The organism is Micromonospora sp. LOL_025, assembly GCF_048060285.1.
In the GTDB taxonomy this organism is placed as follows: domain Bacteria; phylum Actinomycetota; class Actinomycetes; order Mycobacteriales; family Micromonosporaceae; genus Micromonospora.
On sequence record NZ_JBHMIR010000036.1, the window covers coordinates 18614 to 42168 of the forward strand.

A 23555-nucleotide genomic window follows, 5' to 3' on the forward strand; every position below is an offset into this window, starting at 1 on the left:
GACAAGCGTCTCTATCGTTGCGCTTCGAAGTGCTCCTTCATCGCGGGGTAGTAGTCGTCGAAGTCCGGTGCCGGCTGGCCATCGCGCGAGGCCATCAACGCGTCCAGGTAGTACTCCCAGCCCGGTCCGACCTCGCCGACGCTCTCCGTGCCGGTCAGGTGCTGCGTGAACCGGAGCTCGGTCACGCCCGCACTTTCGACCAGCGTCATGTCCAGATGCCAGCTGCCGTGCTCGTCCACCGCGGAAACCGCCAGCCGGCGCGGCGGCTCGCACGCGTCGATGGTCATGTCCATCCAGGGCTGGCCATCCTCGTGCACCATCTGGACCTTGATCGTGCGCCCCGGCGCGGCCTCGCCCTGCCACGGGCCGAACCAGCGTGCCGTGCGCGTCGGATCGGTGAGGCTGGCCCAGACGTCGGCCAGGGGAGCGCGGAATGTGCGGGTCAGCACAAGGTCGTCGCCGATCAGTCGGCCGGTAGGTGTCGGGCTCATGCGGTCTCCTTCTGGGATGGGTGCCGCCCGGCGGCCGTCTGCCGCTCGCGGCGGGCGCGGTAGACCTCGGTCTCCAGCGCATCGAGGTGGTGCTGCCAGCCGGACGGGCGCATCAGCCGTCCCAGCCACCCGACCAGCTCGTCGAGCGGCGCGGCGACCAGTGTGTAGACGCGCCTGCGACCGTGGGCCGTGTCGCGTACCAGGCCGGCCTCGCGTAACACGCGCAGATGGCGACTGACGGCCGGCCGGCTGATCACGAACCGGTCGGCGAGCTGGCCGGCCGAGAGCGGTTCGTCGCGCAGCATCAGCAGGATTTCCCGCCGAACCGGATCGGCGATCGCAGCCGCTACCTCATCCACGACAGAAGCGTAACCAAGCAGTTACGCTTTTGGCAACGCCGGGTCCACGTACCCGTCGACCATGCGCTCTGGGAGCGGCTCTACCAGCTCAAGGAGCAGGGGGTGACCCGGCTGCTGACGACGCATTACATGGACGAGGCCGAACAGCTCTGCCGTCCCGGATCGACAGGACAGGCTCCCCGCCTGTCCTGTCGATCCGGCGAGCCAGGCCAGTTCGCACGCGCGGGCACAGGTCCGGACGGCCGTAGCAACATTCCCCTGGTCTGCCCGGAGTTTCCTGCTAGGCGGACTTCAGGACGAAGAAGAGGAAACACATGAACGACCCGGAACCCAGGTCGGGTGGGAGCAGCTCCGCAGGGGTGTCCGGAGAAGGGGGTGGCTCGCTGATCGTCGCGATGCGGAACCCAGCAGCAGCAAAAGCATCTGCCATGGCGTGCAGCGGCCGGTGCCAGTAGGTCAGCCACACGGTCTGGCCGTCCATGACGTAGTCCTCGGAGTACTTCGTGAGCGCAAAGTAGTCGGCCTTGGGATACTCGATCGCATAGATGGCAGGGTGGATGACCGAGAGGATCAGGCGACCGCCTGGCTTCAGCACGCGGCGCAGCTCGGCGAGGGGGCCGGACCAGTCCTCCAGGTAGTGCAGGACCAGGGATGCGACGACGTCATCGAACTCGGCGTCGGCGAACGGCAGCGGCGCGCTCAGGTCCGCCACGTGCAGGTCGGCGTCTTCACCCAGCCTCTGGCGGGCCAGGTCGACCATGGCCGCACTCACGTCGAAGCCGGTGACCACGGCTCCCTTGGCGCGCAGCGCGGCTGACAACGGGCCGGAACCGCACCCCGCGTCGAGGATTCGGCGGCCCGAGACGTCACCGGAGAGGCGAAGCATTGCCGGTCGCTCGTAGTAGGCGTTGAAGAGGCCAAACTCGTTCTCCGCCGCGTAGGCGTCCGCAAAGTTGTCGTAGTCGGTGGTCGTCACCGTTACCCCATTCCCACGAGAAGCGAGGGCGCATTCCTGCCTGGTCGATCCAGGGAAACGGATAGACGCCGGGCGCAACATCCGGGGTCGGCATCGGCGGAATATGGATCTCGACGATATCTGCCATGACAACATGGTCTATCAGGTGAGGATATCGCAGTCGCGGTGGCGGGCGCTGCCCCGACGGCCAGCGCGCACGATCGGCGGCAGAAGAGGATGTCTACGTCGATCAGTAAAGCCACCGGTCGAGCACTGAGCCCTTTTCCTCCTGAGTGGCGGTTGGTTTCGACGTGGTGCAGGATGCTCTCCGGATGCGCGAATCTTGGCGTGGGCCCGGTTCGCGGCCCAACGCCGGCGCCGGCCTGATCGTCTCGCAGGCAGAAGACCCTCAACCGCCACCACGCCAGGATTCGCGCCGTCGGCGAACGCGCCGTGGCCACCCGCAAAGCCTGGAAGATCTTACCAAACTCCGTTGCCGCCTCCGATGTGCCACCGCGATCGTGCAGGCCATCCTCGCCTTACATCACGTCCAGACCAGCCGGGACCCACGATGAAGAGCGTTCATCGAGCGGGTTTCACGACCTCCCAGACGATGCCGTCGTCGGTGCTGGGGGGCGTGTCCAGGATCGCTCGTGCGCAGAGGCGTCCTTGGTGTCGCAGCGGGTTGGTCACTGAGGTGATGCCGGCGGCACGCCCTGCGGGGGTGGCGTCCCACCCGGCAGCGCGGACGGTGTGCCCGGTGGGGTGAAGGACGTCCAGTGCGCCAAGTGCGAGTTCGTCGCTCATCGCCAGCACGAGTAGTGGTGGCCACTGACTGGCTTGCTTCAGCAGGGCGCGGATTGCATGTTGGCCGTGGGCGCGGTGGTTCCGCGCGGCGACGGCGATGAGGGTCTCGTCCCAGCGGTAGCCGTTGGCCGTCAGGGCGTCGCGGTAGCCGGCCAGCCGGTGGGCGGTGACAGGGAAACGGATAGCAGCGAGGTCGGCGGCTAGGTGTCTACCGTGCAGCAGCGCCGGTTGCCGGTCGTGGTCGAGGGGGAAGCTGAGGACGACCGGAACCGGCCTGGTCGTGCTAGATGCCGCGGCAGCCAGTGCGGCAGTCGCCACGGCGGCCGCAGCGGCGCGATCGTCAGGGCTGATGCAGGTGATGCCCGGGTGGTGCGGCCCCCCTTGGATCGAGGCGGGAAGTCCGCTGCTGGCGACAGCGGCTAGGATCGGGTCGTCGATGGTGGTGGTCCAGAGCACGTACCCGTCAACGGCGGCGGCTAGGACTCGATCGACGTCGCCGGCCGCCACCTCATGCCCTGCCTGTTCAGCCGCGTCGGCTCGCACGGGGTGGCCATGGGTAGGGATGAGGACCATGCCTACGCCTGCATCGACGCAGACATCGGCCACCCCCGCCAGGAACTGGGCGGCCTGGGGGTCATCGAAGGCGTAGGACAGGTGCTCACCGATCACGACACCGATCTGGCCGGTACGCCCGGAGCGCAGGGCGCGGGCGGTGGCGTCGGGACGGCGGTAGCCCAACCGCGCGGCCGCCTCCAAGACCCGCGTTCGAGTGGCCTCCGCCACCCGGGATGGGTGGTTGAAGGTGTAGGAGACAGTCATCGCGGCGACGCCTGCTTCGGCGGCGACATCCTTCACGGTGGGGCGCTTCCTCGCTTCTGGCACGAGCCAATCTAACCTGTGTAACGTTACACAAATGACGACGACCAACCAGCAGCCGATGACCGATCCCTCCTGCCCAAGTCGTGCGAGTCGGATTGCGTTGTACGTCCCATACGTGGCATTCACGGCCTTTGGCATGTTCTGGGGTACTTGGGGGGCCGCTCTTCCCGCACTGCGTTCCCACGCCGGAGTCAGCGAAGGAGAACTCGGCACCGCGCTGTTGTTCGTCGGGGTCGGCGCCCTGCCGGCGATGATGTTCACCGGCCCCCTACTGGACCGCATCGGATCCCGGCCGGCTGCACCTCTGCTGGCGGCGTTGGGGGTGGCAGGGCTACTGGCCGCCACGGGAGCGCGGGACTGGCCGTCTCTGGTCGCTGGGATGCTCTTGGTGGGTGCGACCTCCGGTGCTGCCGACGTGGCGATCAATACTGTGAGCGGTCAGGTCGAGCAGGACACTGCCCGGCCGGTGCTGACCCGCGCGCACGGGGTGTTCTCCGTAGCGGTGGTCGCCGCGAGCCTGACCGCCGGGCTGGTGCTCTCAACCGGATCAGAGCCCGGCAACGAAGGCGCTGGATCCACAGAACTGGTGGGGACGTTCGTGGTCGCCTCCTTAGCAGTCCTGGCGCTGTCGGCCGTGGTCTGGATCGGCACTACCGCTGCACAGGCCCGCCCCGCCCCTTTCGTGGCGCCCGCATCTGTCCCTGAGCGCAACAACCGGCCATCGGCCCACAAGGCCGTATCGCACCAGACAGCGCTGATCGGTGCCGGCAGGGTCACGGCGACTCTTGCCCTGGTCGGCCTGGTCGGTGCGCTGGCCTACGCCACAGAGAACGCTCATCAGAGCTGGGGGGCGCTCTTCCTCACCGATTCCTTCACCGCCTCAACGCAGACCGCATCCCTCGCGCCGGCGACCTTTGCTGCCGCCGCAGCGTTAACTCGACTGACACTTGCGCCGCTGTCGCGGACCCACCCCATCACCCTGCTGACCGTGGGCGGCTTGGTCGCCGCCGCCGGCAGCCTAATCCTGGCCACCTCCGCCTCGGTCACGATTGCGCTCATGGGGCTGGCCGTGGCTGCTGCTGGAACCGCGACGCTGTTTCCGACACTGCTCAGCTCCACCCTGCACGACGCCACGGCTCAGCAGCGCGGTCAAGCGACATCCACCATCTCCACGATCGCCTACCTCGGATTCCTACTCGGACCGGCCTACGTCGGCCTCCTCGCCGACCACATCGGACTCCGCGGCGCTGTCGTTGGCGTCGCCGCCCTAGCCGTGCTCTTCGCCCTCACCGCAGCACCGGCCAGTCGGCGGATGGCAATCGGGACCACAACCAGACCATGACCCCATGACACGGGTCCCGCAGCCATCTAGATACCTCAGCCATAGCTGATCCAGCCTTTCCCAGGCTGGCCTTACCCCTCGCGACGGGTGCGGCAAGCCCGGTGATCGATGGGCGCGGAGCTCCAGGTAGGACGGGTGCCGACCAAGGGACAACGCCATCCGACAAGCCGATGACGTTCGCGAACTCGTCGACCGCATCGAGTCGGGCACCTTCGCATTCGACTTCGAGGATTAGCGGACATCGGCGAGCGGCCGACGCGCACCTCGCGACAGATCCGGATGTGGTTGCGGCGGGGTGCCCTGGTCGTGCGGGGATCGAGTCAGGAGGTGACGGCCTGGGAGCCGTCGGTCAGTGCGGTTATGGCGCGGCGGATGCGGCCATCTGCCGCCGGGTCGGTTCCGTCGGTGAGTGCGACGTGGTGGAGAACGCCGATCACGGCCAGAGCCAGCGCCTCGGTGTCGGCGCTTGTGGGTATCCGTCCGAGTTGTTGCTCGGCGGCCAGGTATGCGCCGACCGCACGTTCGAGTGGCTGCAGTGCGGCGCTTCCGTTGCCCAGCACCGCTTCGACATCCGCAGCTAGCGCAGGCCGAGAGGCGATCAGCCGGGTGACAGCCAGCAGGGTGATCATCGGGGTCGCGAGGGCCGTCTCCGTGAGGTTTGCGGCGACCGTACCGGTGCCGGCGCGGCCGGGAAGGCCGGCCGCGGCGCTGGCGATCTGGAAGCTCCGGTCGACCGCGTAGCCGACCAGGAAGTCGTCGAAGCTCGCGAAGTGGGCGAACAACAGACCTGTGGCGACGCCGGCCTCGCGGGTCACGGCTCGGCTGGTCAGCTGGCTGGGGCCTGCGGTGGCGATCACGCGTTCCGCGGCAGCGAACAGGTGTGGCCGAGGTTCGGCGATGGCGACTCCGCGTGGCATGCCCGAAGTCTAGGCACGTTGCGGCGGGATGAACATGTGCTCATACTCTTTGAGCAGATGCTCATTCTGGCCCTGGGAGTGCGGATGAAACGAGCGGTGATCGTCGGCGCCGGTATAGCCGGTCTTGCCACCGCCCTACGACTGACGCAGGACGGGTGGCGCACCCTCGTCGTGGAGCGCGCGTCGGCCCGGCGTAGCGGTGGCTACCTGGTGAACCTGCTCGGAGGGGGCTACGACGCCGCCGAGCGGTTGGGGCTGATTCCCGCCCTCTCCGACCGCGCGTTGGGCGTGTTCACCACCGTCCTGGTCCGAGCGGACGGCAGGCCGAAGCTCACGGTGCCCTCAGCCGTCGCCGAGGCCGCACTGGGCCCCCGCACCATGACGGTGTTCCGAGGCGACCTCGAGACCGCACTGTACGAAGCGGTGCACGACCACGTCGAGATCCGCTTCGGCGTCACCGTCTCCTTCATCGACCAGGACGCCGACCGGGTGCGGATCGGGCTCAGCGACGGCACCACCGAGGATGCCGACCTGCTCATCGGCGCTGACGGTGTTCACTCCGCGACCCGGACGGCGATGTTCGGCCCCGATCATCGTGTCGATCTGCCGTACGTGGTGGCGGCGTTCCCGCTCGCGCATCCGGTAGCGGCCGTACGCGAGTCTTCCGCCACGACCTTCATCGGCCCCGGGCGCACGGCGGCGATCGTCAACCTGGGCCCGCGAGGGTCCTCGGCCTTCTTCGCGTACCGCTGCGCGGACCCGGGCCGGGAACTGGAGCGCGGACCGGTGGATGCGCTTCGCGCAGCGTTCGGAGACCTGGCTGCGGGCGTGCCCGAGGCGATCCGTCAGTTGGAGCCCGACCCGACCGGCGTCTTCTTCGACCGGGTCAGCCAGGTGGACATGCCACGATGGAGCACCGGCCGGACCGTGCTCCTCGGCGACGCGGCCTGGTGCGTCACCCTCTTCGCCGGGCACGGCGCGGCACTGGCACTCGCCGGCGCCGACCAGCTCGGCGCCGCCCTGCAGCGGCACGGCGACAGCATTTCGGCAGCTCTGGCGAAATGGGAGACCGGCCTGCGACCCGAGGTCGTCAAGCGGCAGGCGCTCGCGCGCCGCGGCATGTACCAGTACGCGCCACCGAGCCGGTTCCACGTCTGGATGAACGACGTCACGATCCGGGCGATCACCCTGCCCGGCGTCCGCGGCCTCATCCGGCGCGGCATCGAACGACAGAACCGCTGAAGAGTGACCCGAGGGTACGCATGGGGCCTGCGATGACCCCTGTCGCGCAAGGACTTCCCTGGTCGCGGATCCGGCCGCCCGCCCATCGGCAGAAGCGGACGCGCCACCCGGTCGACGCCGAGGCATTGGCGGGAGTGCGTCTCGGCCCAGACGACCTTCTGGCCCGGCGTGTCATCCGTAGGCGGGACAACGACGTCGGGCCAGAGGCTAGAACTTCTAGGCGCAGATGCGCGCTCCGTTGGTGTGGAAATTGAGCGTGCCGAAGTCCGATGACAACCACGCCTGCGCGCACGCCGTGCTCTGTGAGTTCGCGAGGCGAAGGTAAGGCGACCAGGCGGTTGTCCCGCTGCTGCCCGTACGCACGTTGTGGTCGGTCGAGCCTGCACGGCGGCCCTCCGACTCGACGATCTGCTCCACGGTCACCGGGCTGGAGTACATTCCGCCGTACATGACGACGCGCGACCAGTTGCCGTGGCAGGACCACGACCACCGGAGCTGAAGTTCACCGATCTTCTTGCCCGTGAGGTGGGCGCGAGATCCGTAGATGGGCGCGGTGGCGACAGTGCTGGGACTCGAGCAACCAGAGGGGTCGCCGTCGCCACCAAAGCTCGACGCCTGTGCCGGAGCCGCGCCCGTGACGGTGACCGCGCCCACGACCAAGATCGCGGTGACAGCCGCGATCAAGGTCCTGGTGGTACGACGGACAGGCTCCGCTGTGGACCTGGTGATCATTGACGTTCTCCTTACCGGAGTTCGTGCGCGGCGTCGCGTCTTCGCGCGTCACCGCGCCGGGGTTGGGGGACGTCCGAGGCGGCAGCCGCCATGCCAGTGAGTCACTGTGAGCGGTGCTGCTGGACATCCTGACTGCACCTGTTCAGCTGTTCATCCACCAGATGGATGGAGAAATGAAGCGCGTGTACGGCAAACTTGTATGGCTGCGGATGATCCGCCCGGCGGCGAGGGGGGCGTTGTGCGGCACGAGTCGGATCGGCAGGACCACAGCGACTCGATTGAGCTTTTCGTGGAAGATCTGCGCAGACTGCGCGACGAGCTTGAGGTGCCGCCGACCTGGGACGCAATGGTCCACCGTGCCAGGAACCGCGGTGTGCGAGTCAGCAGGAGCACCCTTCACAAGGTCGCGAAACTCGACGGGCTGCCCTCCGAGTTGGCGGTGCGCGGCTACCTGACCGCCCTGAGCAGGGACCCCGCCGAGGTCGAGCGGTGGGTGGCTCGACGTACGGCGCTGGTCGCGCTGCCCGGCGAGCAGGACGCTGCGGAGGTCACGACGCGACCACCCGGCCGGACTCGATGGCGGTGGTGGGTAGCGATCGCCGCCACGCTGCTGGTCACCAACGTCGTGACCGGATTCGTCGTGCGCCGCATCTCCACGCCTGCGCCGGTCACCGCACCGGCAGCGACCGGCGACAACCCGCTGGACACGCCATGCCTGGACGACGCGAAGGTCGCGACGAGCACGTACAGGAACCAGCAGTTCCTTTTGGAGATCGTGTTTTCGGTCAGGTGCCGCGCCGCGTGGGCCCGGATCACCCGAGCAGACGACAGCGCGCTCGGCAACCACGTCGAGGTCGTCATCTACCGCAGGTCTGATCCTGACGGGAGTACCCGTCAGGAAGCCGTGGAGCCCGACGTGAAGTCGGCCTTCACGACCTTGATCGTGCGTGCCGACCCCACGGACCGGCTCTGCGCGAGCGGAGCCGTTGTCACCAATGACACGCGGTCCGCTGCCATGGAACCGATCTGCATCTGACCACCGTCGCCAGCGGAGGATCAGAGGACCACCGGGCCGGGCGCGCCCCGCTGGCCACCGTCGCTGTCGCTCCACACCGATCGCCGTGCCTCGGGCGTTCAGCGGCCGGTCCGGCTCGCCTCGCCACCGGACGGCAAGACAGCCGCAGTGGCCGCGACCGCACGTTCGGTAGCCGCGGGGCTGCTTTCAGTCAGACATTATCGACGGAACCTGGAATTCTGCTTGAAGGCCAAATGCAGACCGGCGCTGTCCCGCGTTAGCTGGTGATGGGTCGGGGTCGACTCCCACCGGTCTGAATCCCTGGGATGTTCCGAGTTTCCAGGCGCCAAAGCCACTCGGTCCGTCCAGGCCGTCAGCCCTGCCAGCAGTATCAATAGCCGGGAGCGGCCTCGGCCGGGGGAAAAGCTCCCGCCATGGTCAGGGTGCCCAGGCGGGTGCTTCGAAGCCGGGCGCCGCCACGAGTAAATACGACCTCTACCAGACATAGCGCGCGAATGCAGTGCCTTGCCTGGCGTGTGGTGCGCGGCTACGCTCGCCCCATCGAAGACCGCGTATTGGCGCGAACTGTTGTTTCATGCTCCGTTGCTTGCACGATTCTGTGGTCGCTCCATGGGGGAGTTGGTTTGATGTCTGCTGACGGCAAACGTCGAATTAGTCCAGCGCTCCCGATCGCGCCTTTGTGGTGAGTCGTCGTACCTCCCTCAGCTGACTGTCCTTCATTCGAGGCGGTCTGATCCGCAGGCGATGTCACGCGCCGCAAGGCGCGGATTCTGGTTGCAGTCCGGCCGTGCAACTTCCGTAACGGGGGTCTTCAGTTGCAGCTCGTTCCCGAGGGCTCCGCCCTGATGTCAGGACGGTTGTCCAGCGGCCCGTCCCGCCAGCTGCACGACGAGATCCTCCGGCCGCAGTTCGACTTCGACATGGCTCACCTGCTTCCTCACTATCTCGCCGTGGAAGTGGCTCTCCTGTTCGAGTACGAGCGGATGGGCGTCATCACCGGCGATCAACGACGAGCCATCGCGGACATCCTTGGCAGGATCGACGAATCGACGCTCAGCGCCGACCCCTCCACCAACATGTCCGACACGTCGATGGCCATCGAGCAGTGGGTGCACCGTCATCTGGCCGAGCCGGTCCCGACCTGGCACGTCGACCGCAGTCGAAACGACTCTCAGGCGACCGCACACGCTCTCGCGGCACGCGAGTGGTTCGGTGGGGCGGCGGAGGACCTGCTGGGCCTCGGTGAGGCCGTCCATCGACTCGCCAACGCTACGACCGATCTGCTGATGCCGGGCTACACTCATCTCCAGGCAGCCCAGGTGATCACCCCCGGCTTCTACCTGGCCGCCCTCTCCCAGCAGATCCTGCACAACCTGCGCCGCTGGCTCGCCACCTACGACAGCAACGACCTCTCACCGCTCGGCGCGGGCTCGATGGCAGGTCAGCAGCTGCCCTGGGACCGTGATCGCCTGGCCCACCTGCTCGGCTTCGCGGGGCCGGTTCCGCACGCCCTGACCGCGGTGGCGTCCCGGTCACTGGCCCTGGAGATGATGGCGGAATTCTCCATCCTGAGTGTCGAACTGAGCCGCTTCGTCACCGACCTCATGACCTGGGGCAGCAACGAGTACGCCTTCATCGACCTGCCCGACGAGCTTTCCGGCATCTCGGCGGCGATGCCGCAGAAGAAGAACTTCCCGATCCTGGAGCGGATCCGCGGAAAGCTGGCGCATCTCGGCGCCTTCGGTGTGGACATCGTCCTCGCCCAACGCTCGACGCCCTATTCCAACATGGTGGAGGTGTCCAAGGAGGCGACCGCGAACCTCCATGTCTCCGTCTCCACCACGCGGACCGCTCTGCGGCTCTTCTCAACTGTCATCGACAACCTGCGCTTCCGGTCCGACCGGATGCGGGAAGCCTGCCGGCGGGAGTATCTGGGTGCCTTCACGCTGGCGAACGACCTGACCCTCGACGACGGGATCCCCTGGCGCGACGCCCAGATCGTCGTCGGGCAGTACATCGCCGCCGCCATCTCCGCCGACATCCCGCCCCATCCCGGAGACCCCGGGCTGTTGGTCGAGGTCGCCGGCCGGCACGGATACCAGGTCACCGACGCCGCACGAGTGCTCGCCAACGCCTTCGACATCGAGAGCGCAATTCGTGGAAAGCGGTCGACGGGCTCGGTCAATCCCGAAGCGTTGGCCGACCTGCTCGCCAGCCAGGCGGACGATTTCCGGCTCCTCCGGCAGCAGTGGAACGACCGTCGTGAACGGCGAGGTTCCGCCCGGGCACTGCTCGGCGTCGATAAGCGTCGGATCGGGGAAGAATGACGATCCTCAGCGGAGCAGCCCGGGCGGGCGCGAACGACGCCGGCACCTACGAACGATCGGGGGCCAGCGCGTGATCTTCCAGAACGTCGTCGACGCCGTCGGGCACACGCCGTTGATCAGGCTGAGGATGGATGTCGACCCGCGCGTCCAGGTGTACGCCAAACTCGAACTCCAGAACCTCTTCGCGATGAAGGACCGGGTCGCCCGCCACGTGATCCTCGAGGCCAGACGGCTGGGCGTACTCGAACCGGGCGCGCCGATCGTCGAGAGTTCCTCCGGCACGATGGCGCTGGGAGTCGCCCTCGTCGGCACCGCCCTGGGACATCCGGTGCACGTCGTCACCGACCCCCGGATCGACCCCGTGACGCTCGCCAAGCTGCGCGCCCTGGGCTGCCAGGTGCACGTCGTCGACCGGATGTCCCGCCAGGGCTGGCAGGGTGCCCGCCTCGAACGGCTGCACGAGCTCCTCGAAGACCTGCCGGGTGCGTTCTTTCCCGAGCAGTACCGGAATCCGGACAACCCGGGTGCGTACCGGTCCCTGGCCGGCGAGCTGCTGGGGGATCTCACCTCCTTCGACGTCCTGGTCGGGGCGGTCGGCACCGGTGGATCGTTGTGCGGCTCGGCCCGCGCGCTGCGACGCGCGCTGCCAGAGCTGCGGGTGGTGGGGGTGGACTGCGTGGGCAGCGTGCTGTTCGGTCAACCGGACGTGCCCAACAGGCTGCAGGGTGGACTCGGCAACAGCCTCGAGCCCGCCAACCTGGACCGTCGCCAGATCGACGAGGTGCACTGGCTCAACGACCGGGAGGCGTTCGGCGCCACCCGTGACCTGGCCCGCGAGCAGCAGATCTTCGGCGGCAACACGTCGGGGTCGGTCTACCAGGTGCTGAAGGACGTGGCCCGCCGGGCGGAGCCGGGGACCAGGATCGTCGGCATCTTCCCCGATCGCGGCGACCGGTACGCGCAGACCGTCTACGACGACGGATGGGCCGCCGACCGCCTCCACGAGATGGACGCGGCGGACCGGCCGCGTCCGATCAGCCCCGGCGAGGTCGCCGTGAGCTGGTCGCGGACGGCCGACGTCCCGCGCACGAACGACGAGCGGTACCTGTTGTTCCTGGAGGCGAACACGAGCGGCACCGGCGTGCTCGCCCTGAGCGTCGCGCGACGGATGGGGCTGCGTCCGGTACTGCTCACCAACCGTCCCGACCGCTACCCGGGGCTCGCCGACACCGACTGCGAGGTCCTCGTCTGCGAGACGCACGACCTGCCGGTCCTGCGCTCGCTCATTCAGGGCAGGTTCCGTCGCGAACAGCTCGCCGGCGTGACGACGACGAGCGACTTCTACACCGTGCTCGCCGCCGAGCTGGCCGACTGGCTGGGACTGCCGGGCAACCCGCCGGCAGCCGTGGCCGCCTGTCGGAACAAGGCCCTGCTGCGGGAGGCGCTGCGGGACAGCGGGATCCGGCAACCCCGCTTCGTGGCGGTGACGGACCCGGCACGGGCCGCCGCCGCCGTGAGCGAGGTCGGGCTGCCGTGCGTGGTGAAGCCCGCGGACGACTCCGGCTCCAACGCCGTGCTGCTCTGCGCCACCGTCGAGGAGGCGACCGCGCACGTGGAGACGGTCCTCGGCCAGCGCGTCAACGTCCGGGGCATGCCGACCGCCCGCTGCGCACTGGTCGAGGAGTACGTGCGGGGTGCGGAGTTCAGCGTCGAGGTGTTCGGCGAGGACACCGGGAACCGCTGTCTCGGGATCACCGAGAAGCGGGTGACCGGCGGGCCGCACTTCGTGGAGCTCGGTCACGTCTTTCCCGCGGACCTGCCGGCGGATCAGGCGACCGAGATGGTGGATGCCGTCCTGCGGGCGCTCGCCACGGTCGGGATGTCACACGGAGCGACCCACACCGAGGTACGCCTCACGCTGTCCGGCCCGGCCATCATCGAGATCAATCCCCGCCCGGCCGGCGGGATGATCCCCGAGCTCTACCGCCTCGCCACCGGCGCCGACCTGCTCGCCGCGCAGCTGGCCGCGGCCGTCGGAGAGCCGACCCGGCTCTCCTCGACCACGCACGGGTACGCCGCGATCGAGTTTCTGGTGGCTTCCCGACCCGGGACGCTGCGGGGTACCGCGGGCGGGGCGGAGACCGAGCGCCTCGACGGCGTCGAACAGGTGACCGTGACGGCGTGCCCCGGCACGTCCGTGCGACCACCACGAAACGCCTACGACCGCCTGGGGCACGTCATCGCCACGGGCCCCAGCAGAGCGGAGGTCATCCGCCGGATACACACCGCCGTGGACCAGGTCCGGCTGCTGGTCGACGAGGACCGCCCGGAAGCCTTCAGCGACGAGACGTCCCTGGCCCCGGCCCACTGAGAGACGACCATGACCCACACCTCGCTCATCGCGGCCCTGTCGGCCTGGGCGGACACCCGGGCGGACGACCGCGCACTGACCTTCGTCGACAGTGCCGGGGTGGCGACCAGCACCACGTACGGGCAGCTCGACGAGGGCGCTCGTACCGTGGCCGGCCACCTGCGGTCGGTCGCTGAACCGGGCGACCGGGTGCTGCTGCTCTTCCCACCCGGCCTCGACTACGTCACGGCCTTCCTCGGCTGCCTCTACGCCAACGTGGTCGCGGTGCCGCTCTACCCGCCGGGCCCGCACGCGCGCCTCGACCGCGTCACCACCGTCGTGCGCGACTGCGGCGCCACCCACGCGCTGACCACCGCGAAGCTGGTCGAACCGCTGTCGGGGCTGGCGGCCGAGCCGGACGGGCCGGCGGTGCACGCGATCGAGGCGGTGCGGGCGCAGGCCGCTCCGGCGGGACCCCACCGGCCCGGGCCGGGCGACCTCGCCTTCCTCCAGTACACCTCCGGATCGACGGGCGATCCCAAGGGGGTCATGGTCGGCCACGGCAACCTCACCGACAACCACCGGGCCATCGCCGCCGGCTTCGGCATCAACCCCGACGACGTGGTGCTCAGCTGGCTGCCGACGTACCACGACATGGGCCTCATCGGCACCACGTTGCTGCCACTGTTCGTGGGCATACCGGCGATCCTGCTCGACACGTTCGCGTTCGTCCGGGATCCGCTGCGGTGGCCGGCGGAGGTGTCCCGGTTCAAGGCGACCTTGTCCGGTGGACCCAACTTCGCCTACCAGCTCCTGGCGGACCGCTTCGACGCCGGGCTGCTCGACGGGGTCGACCTCAGCTCGTGGCGGATCGCCTTCAACGGCGCGGAGCCGGTGCACAGGCGGACGATGGACGCGTTCTCCGCCGCGTACGCGCCGCTCGGGTTCGACCGCCGAGCGTTCTATCCGTGTTACGGCCTGGCCGAGGCGACGCTCTTCGTCAGCGGCCCCGAGGCGTCGACCGGCTACCGCGCCGGCACCTTCGACCGGCACGCTCTCGAAACGGGCCGGCTGACCGGGGCGACCGGCGCGGCAGGGACGGACGCGGTCACGCTTGTCTCCTGCGGCACCCCGCCACCGGGTACGACGGTCGCCCTGCGCCGCGCGGACGGCGAACCCTGCGCCGCGGGCGAGGTCGGCGAGATCTGCGTGAGTTCCGGCGGGGTGGCCGCCGGGTACTGGGGCAGGTCCGACTCCGCCGCGACGTTCGCCGCCACCGTCGGCGGCCGGCAGGGGACATTCCTGCGTACCGGGGACCTCGGCGCGATGTACGACGGCGAACTCTACGTCGCGGGGCGCCAGAAGGATCTGATCATCCGAGCGGGCCGCAACTACCACCCGCACGACATCGAGGCCGTCGCCACCGCGGGTGACGCGCACCTGCGCCCGGGCGGTGCCGCGGCGTTCCAACCGGAGACCGGTGATCAGCGGGTGGCGCTGGTGGTCGAGGCCTCCCGCAGCGGGCTGGCGCGGCTGCGCGCGGACCCCGCGCTGCTCACGTCCTTGACCGGCGGGCTGCGGCGCCGGGTGGCCACCGGGTGCGGGCTGGACCTCGACGACGTGGTCGTCGTCATGCCCGGCGCGATACCGAAGACCTCCAGCGGGAAGATCCGCCGGCGTGCCACCAGGGAGCAGTTCGTCGGCGGGCGGCTCAAGCTCGTCGTGCCGACGGCCCCGTCCGTGGCACCCGGGCGGGCCGCCGCCGACACCCACCCCGGCGACCGGTCCACCGCGGTGGAACAGCTCGTCCGGCGGTACGCGAACCTCGAAGGGGCCGAGTTGGACCCGTCGCTGCCGCTGGCGGCGCTCGGACTCGGTTCGCTGCGACTGATCGAACTCAAGGCGGCGGTCGAGCGGTTGGTGGACGGCACCCTGGACACCGAGCTGTTCTTCGGCGACCGGTCGGTGGCCGAGCTGGTCGCCGCCGCCGCGGATCCCGGCCCGGCCGCCGTACCGCTGCCGGCGCAGACCGGCGCGGTCAACCCCGCCTCGGCCGGCCAGGTCGAGCTGCACTTCTACGACGAGGTGTCCCGCGGCAACCGGGCGAACAACCTGGCCATCGCCCTGCGCGTCTCCGGTCGCGTCGAGGAGGAACTGCTGCGCGCCGCGATCGACACGGCCGTCGCTCGGCACCCCGCGCTGCGCACGACGCTCGGACCGCTCGGATCCGGCGTCCAGACCGTTCACGACCAGGGCACGGTCGACTGGGAGTGCCGGGCCTTCCCGGACGGCCCCGACGAGGCGGTACGGGCCTACCTGCACGAACGGGCCTACCGCCCCTTCGACCTGGTGCGGGGCCCGTTGGTGCGGGCCGGGGTGGCGTACCCGCCGGACGGCACGGTGCTTCTCGTGGCGTGTCACCACGCGGTCGTCGACCACTGGTCGCTTCAGCTCCTGCTCGCCGAGATCCTGCCCCGGATCACGGGCGTCGACGCCCCGCCGGCCACGGCGGGACCGGTCGCGGCGGGCGCCACCGACTGGGCCCGGCTACAGCAGCAGGCGCGACTCGACCCCGACTGGCGGGACCGGGTCGCGGCCCTGGCGGAGAAGTGGCGGCCGCTGCGTGACCTCGTTCTCTTTCCGGAACGGCCCGCTTCGGCCCGGGCGCCACGACGACGACCGGACCCGGACCGGCACCGGGCCGGCTGGATCGACTTCGAGGTCGACCCGGACGTCGTACGGACCCTTCACCGGCACGCGGCGCGGCGCGGCTTCACCCCCTTCGTCTCCCTGCTGGCCGCCTACGCCGCGGCCCTGCACGAGGTGACCGGCGAGCCGCGGATCGTGATCGGCGCGCCGCACCACGGGCGCACCGACCAGCGCTTCGCCGGCACCGTCGGCTACCTGGTCAACATGGTGCCCGTCCTCGGCGACCTGACCGACCGGCCCGATCCGTCGACGCTCGAGGAACGCCTGTGGCGGGAACTGCGGGCGGCACTGTCGACCGCGGACGTGCCCTTCAGCGACCTGGTCCGGGCACTGGCTGCGGATCGGCACGGCCAGAATTCGCTCTTCCAGGCGACGTTGACGCTCCAGCAGCCCGTGCACGGCGGCGACGTGGGGCTGTCCGTGCCCTGGGTCCGCCGGCGGCGACGGATCGGGTCCCACGACGTCGAGACGTTCGACATACCGCCCGTGGACGCCGCATTCGCGACGAGCCTCTACGGCGCCCTCGACGCGGGCGGACTCGCGTTCCGACTCGTCCATCAACGCAACCTCGTGTCCGCGGAGGCGGCAGCCGAGGTGTGTCGGCGGTTCTCCGAGAGTCTCGCCCGGTTGGTCCGACGGCCGTCCACACCACTCGCTCACGACCCGGTTCGACTCAGCTAAGGCGGAAATGATGACTGCTTCCGATGTTGCCGTCGGTAATCTGGTGGAGTCGTTCGACGAGGTCGTCCGACGTCACCCGGACAGCATCGCGGTGTGCTGCGGGGACCGGCGGATGTCGTACGCCGAGGTGGCCGCCCGGTCGACGGCTCTCGCCGCGGCGATCAGGGCGCGGGTCGACGACCCGTCCCGTCCGGTGCTGCTGCTCCTGCCGCGCTCGGTGGAGATGGTGATCGCGAGCCTGGCCGTGCTGCGGGTGGGCGCGGCGTACGTGCCGGTCGATCCGTCCACTCCCGCCGCCCGGCTGGGGCTGATCGTGGCGGACGCGACGCCCTCGGTGGTGTTGACGACTCCCGAGCTGGCGGAACTGCTGCCGCCGGACACCCCGGTGATGGGGCCGCAGGACGTCGCGGAGGACCGCAGCGACGACGCCGACGGGCGGTGCCCCGCGGCGTGGGACACCCGTGCCTACGTGATCTACACGTCGGGCACCACCGGGCGGCCGAAGGGCGTGGAGGTCAGCCACGGCAACGTGCTGCGCCTGATCCGGGTCACCCGGCCGCAGTTCGGCTTCGGCGCCGGGGACGTCTGGACGATGTTCCACTCGTTCGCCTTCGACTTCTCCGTCTGGGAGATGTGGGGGGCGCTGCTCTCCGGTGGCCGGCTGGTCGTCGTGGGACAGGACGTCGCACGGGACCCGGTGGCCTTCCGGGCGTTGCTCGCCGACGAGCAGGTGACGATGCTCAGCCAGACGCCCACCGCCTTCAACAGCCTGATCGCGCACGAGGTCTCCCAACCCGACAGGCTGCCGCTGAAGTGGGTGGTCTTCGGCGGTGAGGCGCTGCGCTTCGGTGACCTCCGGCCCTGGGTAAGCAGGTACGGCGACCAGCAGCCGCGGCTGGTCAACATGTACGGCATCACGGAGACGACGGTCCACTCCTCGTACCGCAGGGTCCTGGCGGCCGACCTGACGAGCACGGCCAGCCTCATCGGGCGTCCGCTGCCGGACCTCGGTTTCCTGCTCTGGGACGAGCAGGGCCGGCCGGTGGCCCCGGGCCGGACCGGTGAGATCATCGTGACCGGACCGGGGGTGGCCACCGGATACCTGGGCCAGCCCGGACCGACCGCCGAGCGGTTCCTCGACCTGACCGTCGACGGCCGGCCCTTGCGGGGATACCGGTCCGGTGACCTCGCGCGCCTGACTCCCGCCGGGGAGTACGAGTACCTGGGGCGGGCCGACGACCAGGTCAAGATCCGTGGGCACCGGGTCGAGCTCGGGGAGATCCACGCCGCGCTGACCGCGGTACCCGGCGTCGGGCAGGTCGCGGTGACCGTCCGTCGGGCACGGCCGCAGCGCAATCCGGTGGTGAAACAGGAGGAGGTGTCCGGGCGGATCTCCTCGGTCCGCAGTCTCGTCCGCGCCGGACAGCCGGCGGCGTCGGGCACCGGCAGCAACCGGGCGCAGATCGTCGCGTACGTGACTCACGACCCCGGCTGCGAGCTGGGGGAGATTCCGGAACTGCTGCGGGCGAGCCTGCCGTCGTACATGCTGCCGGCGTTCGTCGTCCCGGTGCCGGAGATTCCCCTCAACGCCAACGGCAAGGTCGACTTCACGCTCCTGCCCGCACCGACCGCGGCCAACCAGCTCCGTGCGCCGATGGCCGCGGAGGCGGTGGCCGACGCCTCCTCGGCGACCGTGGAGCGGGCGATCTGCGCGCTGTTCGAGGAGGTGCTCGGCGTCGAGGGGGTGGGACCCGACGACTCCTTCTTCGGCATCGGCGGGGACTCCATCATCGCGGTGCAGCTGCGCGCGGCCGCGGCGGCCCGCGGGATGACGCTGGACCTGGCCGACATCTACGAGCTGAAGACGCCGCGTGCGCTGGCCGCGGACGCGGTCACCACGGACGAGTCGATCGACCCGCCGGTCGAGCCGTTCAGCCTCATCGACCCGGCGGACCGGGCGCACCTGCCGGCCGGCACGGTGGACGCCTACCCGTTGGCCACCCTCCAGGCCGGCGTGCTGTTCCACAGCGCGTACGCCGAAGGCGTCAACATGTACTGCGACATCTTCATGTTCCGGTTGCGCGCCAGGTTCGACCACGACGCCATGAGCCGCGCGCTCGCGCGGGTGACCGAGCGCCACGAGATCCTGCGGACGTCGTTCCACCTGTCCGGCTTCTCGCAACCGCTCCAGGTCGTCCACGCGCAGGCCCGCACCCCGCTGGACGTGACGGACCTGAGCCGGTTCGACGAGGACCGGCAGCTGGCCGAGTTCGAGGCCTGGCGACGTCGGGAGATGAGCAACCCGTACGACTGGGCGCAGCCGCCACTGGTCCGGTTCACGGCGCACCTGCTCGGCCCGGAGGGGTTCATGTTCTCCATGAGCTTCCACGACACGATGTTCGACGGGTGGAGCGAGACGTCACTGCTCGCGGAGGTCCTCGTCGACTACTGGCAGGACCTGCGGGGCATCACGTCGCACGACCGTGCCCTGCCCGTGCGCCGGTACGCCGACTTCATCGCCAAGGAACAGGCCGTGCTCCGCGACGAGGCGGTCCGGGAGTTCTGGCGACAGGAGCTGGCCGACGTCGAGCCGAGCCTGCTGCCCCGCCTGGCCCGGGGCTCCGGCGAGGTCCACGAGGGACGGATGGGCTTCCTCAGCGTGGACCTCCTGGCGGAACTCTCCGACCGCCTGCACCAGCTCGCCGCCGCCTGCGGGGTGTCGGTCAAACACGTGGTGATGGCCGTCCATGCCCGGGTGGTGATGGCGCTCACGGGACGCGACGACGTCGTCCTCGGCGTCGCCGCCAACGGGCGGGTCGAGGAGGAGGGCGGCACCGAGGTCATCGGCCTGCACCTCAACCTCGTACCCTTCCGGCTCCGGCTGCGGGGTCGCACCTGGCGCGACCTGATCGCGGCGACCAGCGACAAGGAGCGGGAGCTGCTGCCGGTGCGGCGCTTCCCGCACGCCGAGATGCTCCGCCTCGCCGGCGTGCCCGAGCTGACCGACATCATGTTCAACTACACCCACTTCCACGGCTACGAACGGCTGGCCCATGCCACGGGCATCGAGGTGGTGGACGGCTTCGGCTACATCCAGACGAACTTCACCCTGCGGGCCGAGTTCAACAAGGACCCGTTCAGTCGACTGCTCACGCTCGACCTCGAAGCGAACATGGAGCGGATCTCGGAGGACCAGCTCCACGAGGTGGCGGACATCTTCCTGCGGGCGCTGACCAGCGTCGTCGACCAGCCGGACGACGAGCCGACGCAGGTCGCGCTGCTCGGTGAGCAGCGGTACCAGGCGTTGCTGGCGATCTCACGTGGGCCGGTCGAGCCGGCGACGGCGACGGGCTTCCTCGAACGGATGGCCCGTTCGGTGAAGACGTTCCCCGACGAGGTGGCCGCCGTCTGCCGCGGCCGCGAGATCACCTACCGGGAGCTCGCCGCACACGTCGAGCGGGTGGCCGGATGGTTGCGTGAGCGGCAGGTGGGCCACGGCACCGTGGTCGGCCTGGCCAGCGGCCGGAACATCGACTACCTCGTCGTCACCCTCGCCATCCTCCGCCTCGGCGCGGTGTACCTGCCGCTGCCGCAGGGCCCGGCCGCACGCGTCGCCCGCATGGTGCAGCGGGCGGAGGCGAGGCTGGTGGTGTGCGACGGGGCGCACCGCGCCGCGTTGGCCGCGATCGGTGACCTCGAGCTGGTCGACCTGGCCGACGTGCTCGCCGCCGCTGCCGGCACCCCGGTCGCGCTCGGCCCCGCACCGGGCGGCCGGGACAGCGCGTACATCCTCTTCACCTCGGGATCCACGGGCGACCCCAAGGGCGCCCTGATCCGGCACGACGGCATGCTCAACCACCTCGACACCAAGATCCAGCAACTGGACCTGCGGCCCGGCGACCGGCTGGCCCAGGACGCCGCCGCCACCTTCGACATCTCCGTCTGGCAGCTCCTCGCGCCACTCGCCGTCGGTGCCACGACCGTGATCTACCCGGACGAGATCGGCCAGGACGCGGCGTCGCTGCTGCGCGCCGTGGCCGAGGACGGGGTCACCGTGCTGGAGGTGACGCCCTCCGTGCTCAACATCATGTGCGCCGAACTCGCGTTCTACGGCGTAGACGCGTTCCCTCCGTTCCGCCTGCGCTGGGTCGCCTCACAGGCGGAGACACTGACCCCACAGACCGCCAACACGTTCCGCCGGCTGCTCCCCGAAGTGGGGCTGCTGAACATGTGGGGGGCGACCGAGACGTCCGACGACGTCCTGCACCACCTCGTCGCGGCGGACGTCGACGAGCGGGACGCGTCCGTCCCCCTCGGACGACCCGCCCGCAACACCGCCCTGTACGTGTTGGACGGCGCCCGGGAGCCGGTACCCACCGGCACGCCGGGAGAGCTGTACGCAGGCGGCATCTGCGTCGGCGGCGGCTACGTCAACGATCCCGACCGGACCGCCGCGGCCTTCGTCAACGACCCCTTCGCCGTCGACGGGGACGGCATCATGTACCGCACCGGTGACCGTGGCCGCCGGCTGGCGGACGGCTCGCTGGAGTTCCTCGGTCGGATCGACAACCAGCTCAAGATCAGAGGGAACCGGGTCGAACTGGACGAGGTCAGTCGCGCCCTCGCCGGTGTCGAGGGCGTCCAGGAGAGCGTGGTGATCGTCCGGCAGTCCGACGACGGCGGCAAGCAGCTCGCCGGATTCTTCGTACCGGAGGTGGTCTCCGGCGCCGCCAGCGGTGCGACCGAGGGCTCCCTGGTCCGCCGGGACCTGCGGCCCGAGGAGGTTCGCGCCGGGCTCAGCCAGGTCCTGCCGCGCAACGCCATCCCGGACTTCCTCGTCCGCCTCGATGGGTTGCCGCGGACGAGCCACGGCAAGGTCGACACCCGGTCGCTGGCGGCGACAGCTCTGTCCCCGGTCGACGAACCGACCGGGGAGAGCTCCGCCCCGATGACCTCGGTGGAGGAGGCCGTCGCCGAGATCTGGGCCTCCGTGCTGTCCGGTCGCCGGCCCGGGCCCCAGGTGAGCTTCTTCGACCTGGGCGGCCACTCCCTGCACGCGACGCAGGTCCTCGCCCGGCTGGGGGACCGCCTCGGGGTCCGCCTGCCGATCCGGGAGCTGTTCGAGAACCCGACGCTGCGGGGTTTCGCCGCCCGGGTCGAGGCGGCGCTGACGGACGACCGGGAGGCGGACGTACCGATCCCGGCGAGGCCCGCGGGGCTGCGGGAGTTCCCGCTGTCCATGGCGCAGTCGAGCCTCTGGTACCTCGACCAGCTCGACTCCGACGGCGCCTACACCGACGGTTACCTCCTGCATCTTCACGGTGGCCTCGACGTGGCGGCGCTGCGGGCGGCCGTCGAACGGCTCGTCGCGCGGCACGAGGTGTTGTCCAGCCGGATCGTCGAACGCGACGGCGTGCCGTTGCTGGTCGTGGATCCCGATGCGAAGCCGCGCCTGCGGGTACGGCAGGCCACTGACGCGGTCATCGCGCAGGGGGACACCGAGGCGATGCTGGAGTACGTCCGGCAGCGGGCGACGCGGCGCATCGACCTCGGTGGTGTGCTGACCGAGGCCACCCTGTACCGCTTCTCGGACCGGGACCACGTGCTCGGATGGACGAGCCACCACGTCGTCACCGACGGCTGGTCCAACGAGGTGATCCTGCGGGAGATCGCGGAGTCGTACGCGGCCCACCGGGCGGGACGGGAGGCGGACCTGGTCCCGCTCCCGATCCAGTACGGTGACTACTCCCGCTGGCAGCAGAACTACCTCGAATCGGCGCCGGCCCGACGCGAGGGCGACTTCTGGCGGTCCTACCTGAAGGGTTACGACGGGGAACTCGCCCTCGCGACCGACCTGGAGCGGACCGAGGACCGTGCGCGGGCCGCGGGCCAGCACCGCCGGGAGTGGGACGAGACCTTCTCCGCCGAGGTGAGGGCGTTCGCGCAGCAACACCACGTGACCCTCTTCATGGTCGTGCACGCCGTCAGCGCGGTGCTGATGGCCAAGCTCGCCCAGCAGTCGGACGTGGTGATCGGTGCGGCCGTCGCCGGTCGGCACCCGGCGGAGACGAAGGACCTCGTCGGCTTCTTCGCCAACACCGTGCCGTTCCGCTACCAGGTCGACCCGGAGCACAGCGCGCGGGCCGTCGTCGCAGCGGTCCGGGACAGCGCCCTGAACGCTCTGGATCACCAGAGCCTGCCGTTGCAGAAGATCGTGGACCTCGTGGGAGTGCCCCGTCGGCCCGGAGTCAGCCCCCTGGTCCAGGTCGTGGTCTCCGTCGCCCGGTCGATGCGCGGTGCCGCCGCGCTGCCGGGCCTGGACACGACCGTGACCCCGCTGGGCGCGCAGACGAGTCGCTTCGACCTGTTGCTGCACTTCACCGACGAGGACCGGATCGGGCTGACCATCGAGTACGACCGGTCGCTGTTCACCCCGGAGGCCGTCGACCGGCTGGCCGGGGCGGCCGACCGGCTGCTGAGGTTCTTCCTGGGCAGCCCGGACCGGCCGGTGGAGGAGGCCACGCTCGTCGACGACGAGGACCGCCGGGCGCTCGGGGAGATCTGGCGTGAGGTGAGCGGCCGGTCCCTGGAGATCGACCACCGCGTGACGGCGACGCTCATCGACTCCCCGCACTGGGGCGCGTACGTGGCGCGGATCGAAGCGGCCGGGCTGATCGTCCCGCTGGTGCTCGCCCTGTGAGCACCGGCGATCCGAGACCTGGGGAGAA

13 protein-coding genes and 2 pseudogenes are annotated in these 23555 nt (G+C 70.0%); 9 read left to right on the plus strand and 6 right to left on the minus strand.

Annotated features, from left to right (window positions below; translation table 11 throughout):
• Window positions 1–11 precede the first annotated feature (11 nt).
• Both ACFHW0_RS28095 and ACFHW0_RS28100 read right to left on the minus strand, forming a co-directional pair.
• Window positions 12–491, minus strand: a complete 480-nt coding sequence (locus ACFHW0_RS28095) for an SRPBCC family protein (RefSeq protein ID WP_416612421.1) — start codon at window positions 489–491, stop codon at window positions 12–14.
• On the minus strand, window positions 488–850 hold the full coding sequence (locus tag ACFHW0_RS28100) for a metalloregulator ArsR/SmtB family transcription factor (protein ID WP_416612423.1): 363 nt from the start codon (window positions 848–850) through the stop codon (window positions 488–490). The genes ACFHW0_RS28095 and ACFHW0_RS28100 overlap by 4 nt, the downstream gene beginning before the upstream one ends.
• 60 nt (window positions 851–910) lie before the next feature.
• Between ACFHW0_RS28100 and ACFHW0_RS28105 the strand changes: the two are divergent.
• Window positions 911–1003, plus strand: a pseudogene (locus ACFHW0_RS28105) (ABC transporter ATP-binding protein); the annotation flags it as partial.
• A gap of 127 nt (window positions 1004–1130) precedes the next feature.
• Here ACFHW0_RS28105 and ACFHW0_RS28110 read toward each other — a convergent pair.
• Entirely contained in the window at window positions 1131–1826 is a 696-nt protein-coding gene (locus ACFHW0_RS28110; protein WP_416612425.1) for a class I SAM-dependent methyltransferase, read from the minus strand.
• 369 nt (window positions 1827–2195) lie between these two features.
• Here ACFHW0_RS28110 and ACFHW0_RS28115 point away from each other — a divergent pair.
• Window positions 2196–2380: pseudogene (locus ACFHW0_RS28115) on the plus strand (IS5/IS1182 family transposase); the annotation flags it as partial.
• A 7-nt stretch (window positions 2381–2387) separates the two neighbouring features.
• On the opposite strand, the gene ACFHW0_RS28120 reads toward ACFHW0_RS28115, so the two are convergent.
• On the minus strand, window positions 2388–3467 hold the full coding sequence (locus ACFHW0_RS28120) for a LacI family DNA-binding transcriptional regulator (RefSeq protein ID WP_416612427.1): 1080 nt from the start codon (window positions 3465–3467) through the stop codon (window positions 2388–2390).
• A gap of 58 nt (window positions 3468–3525) precedes the next feature.
• On the opposite strand from ACFHW0_RS28120, the gene ACFHW0_RS28125 reads away from it, so the two are divergent.
• Complete coding sequence (locus tag ACFHW0_RS28125; protein WP_416612429.1) at window positions 3526–4833, plus strand: MFS transporter; 1308 nt, start codon at window positions 3526–3528, stop codon at window positions 4831–4833.
• A 320-nt stretch (window positions 4834–5153) separates the two neighbouring features.
• On the opposite strand, the gene ACFHW0_RS28130 is transcribed toward ACFHW0_RS28125, so the two are convergent.
• Window positions 5154–5750 carry a TetR family transcriptional regulator gene (locus ACFHW0_RS28130; RefSeq protein WP_416612431.1) on the minus strand — a complete coding sequence of 199 codons (597 nt, stop codon included), beginning with the start codon at window positions 5748–5750 and terminating at the stop codon, window positions 5154–5156.
• Between the two features lie 18 nt (window positions 5751–5768).
• Here ACFHW0_RS28130 and ACFHW0_RS28135 point away from each other — a divergent pair, with 18 nt between their 5' ends.
• Window positions 5769–6992: an FAD-dependent oxidoreductase gene (locus ACFHW0_RS28135; RefSeq protein WP_416612432.1), complete on the plus strand. Its 1224-nt coding sequence runs from the start codon at window positions 5769–5771 to the stop codon at window positions 6990–6992.
• A gap of 216 nt (window positions 6993–7208) precedes the next feature.
• Here ACFHW0_RS28135 and ACFHW0_RS28140 read toward each other — a convergent pair whose 3' ends face one another.
• The gene (locus ACFHW0_RS28140; RefSeq protein ID WP_416612434.1) at window positions 7209–7724 is read right to left on the minus strand and encodes a hypothetical protein; all 516 of its coding nucleotides are present in this window, start codon (window positions 7722–7724) and stop codon (window positions 7209–7211) included.
• A gap of 199 nt (window positions 7725–7923) precedes the next feature.
• Here ACFHW0_RS28140 and ACFHW0_RS28145 point away from each other — a divergent pair, with 199 nt between their 5' ends.
• From ACFHW0_RS28145 to ACFHW0_RS28165, 5 genes are all read left to right on the plus strand, one after another.
• On the plus strand, window positions 7924–8760 hold the full coding sequence (locus ACFHW0_RS28145) for a DUF2690 domain-containing protein (protein ID WP_416612436.1): 837 nt from the start codon (window positions 7924–7926) through the stop codon (window positions 8758–8760).
• A gap of 815 nt (window positions 8761–9575) precedes the next feature.
• The gene (locus ACFHW0_RS28150) at window positions 9576–11087 is read left to right on the plus strand and encodes an argininosuccinate lyase (RefSeq protein WP_416612438.1); all 1512 of its coding nucleotides are present in this window, start codon (window positions 9576–9578) and stop codon (window positions 11085–11087) included.
• A gap of 70 nt (window positions 11088–11157) precedes the next feature.
• Window positions 11158–13458, plus strand: a complete 2301-nt coding sequence (locus tag ACFHW0_RS28155) for a pyridoxal-phosphate dependent enzyme (RefSeq protein ID WP_416612440.1) — start codon at window positions 11158–11160, stop codon at window positions 13456–13458.
• Window positions 13459–13467: 9 nt separating this feature from the next.
• Complete coding sequence (locus tag ACFHW0_RS28160; protein ID WP_416612442.1) at window positions 13468–16827, plus strand: AMP-binding protein; 3360 nt, start codon at window positions 13468–13470, stop codon at window positions 16825–16827.
• Window positions 16828–16837: 10 nt separating this feature from the next.
• Entirely contained in the window at window positions 16838–23527 is a 6690-nt protein-coding gene (locus ACFHW0_RS28165) for an amino acid adenylation domain-containing protein (RefSeq protein WP_416612444.1), read from the plus strand.
• The last annotated feature ends 28 nt before the right edge of the window (window positions 23528–23555 follow it).

What these genes read in the sequence shown, in the direction of transcription:
- ACFHW0_RS28125 (WP_416612429.1), top strand. Translation starts at nt 3,526, where the DNA reads ATGACGACGACCAACCAGCAGCCGATGACCGATCCCTCCTGCCCAAGT.
- ACFHW0_RS28165 (WP_416612444.1), top strand. Translation starts at nt 16,838, where the DNA reads ATGACTGCTTCCGATGTTGCCGTCGGTAATCTGGTGGAGTCGTTCGAC.
- ACFHW0_RS28145 (WP_416612436.1), top strand. Translation starts at nt 7,924, where the DNA reads ATGGCTGCGGATGATCCGCCCGGCGGCGAGGGGGGCGTTGTGCGGCAC.
- ACFHW0_RS28160 (WP_416612442.1), top strand. Translation starts at nt 13,468, where the DNA reads ATGACCCACACCTCGCTCATCGCGGCCCTGTCGGCCTGGGCGGACACC.
- ACFHW0_RS28095 (WP_416612421.1), bottom strand. Translation starts at nt 491, where the DNA reads ATGAGCCCGACACCTACCGGCCGACTGATCGGCGACGACCTTGTGCTG.
- ACFHW0_RS28130 (WP_416612431.1), bottom strand. Translation starts at nt 5,750, where the DNA reads ATGCCACGCGGAGTCGCCATCGCCGAACCTCGGCCACACCTGTTCGCT.
- ACFHW0_RS28140 (WP_416612434.1), bottom strand. Translation starts at nt 7,724, where the DNA reads ATGATCACCAGGTCCACAGCGGAGCCTGTCCGTCGTACCACCAGGACC.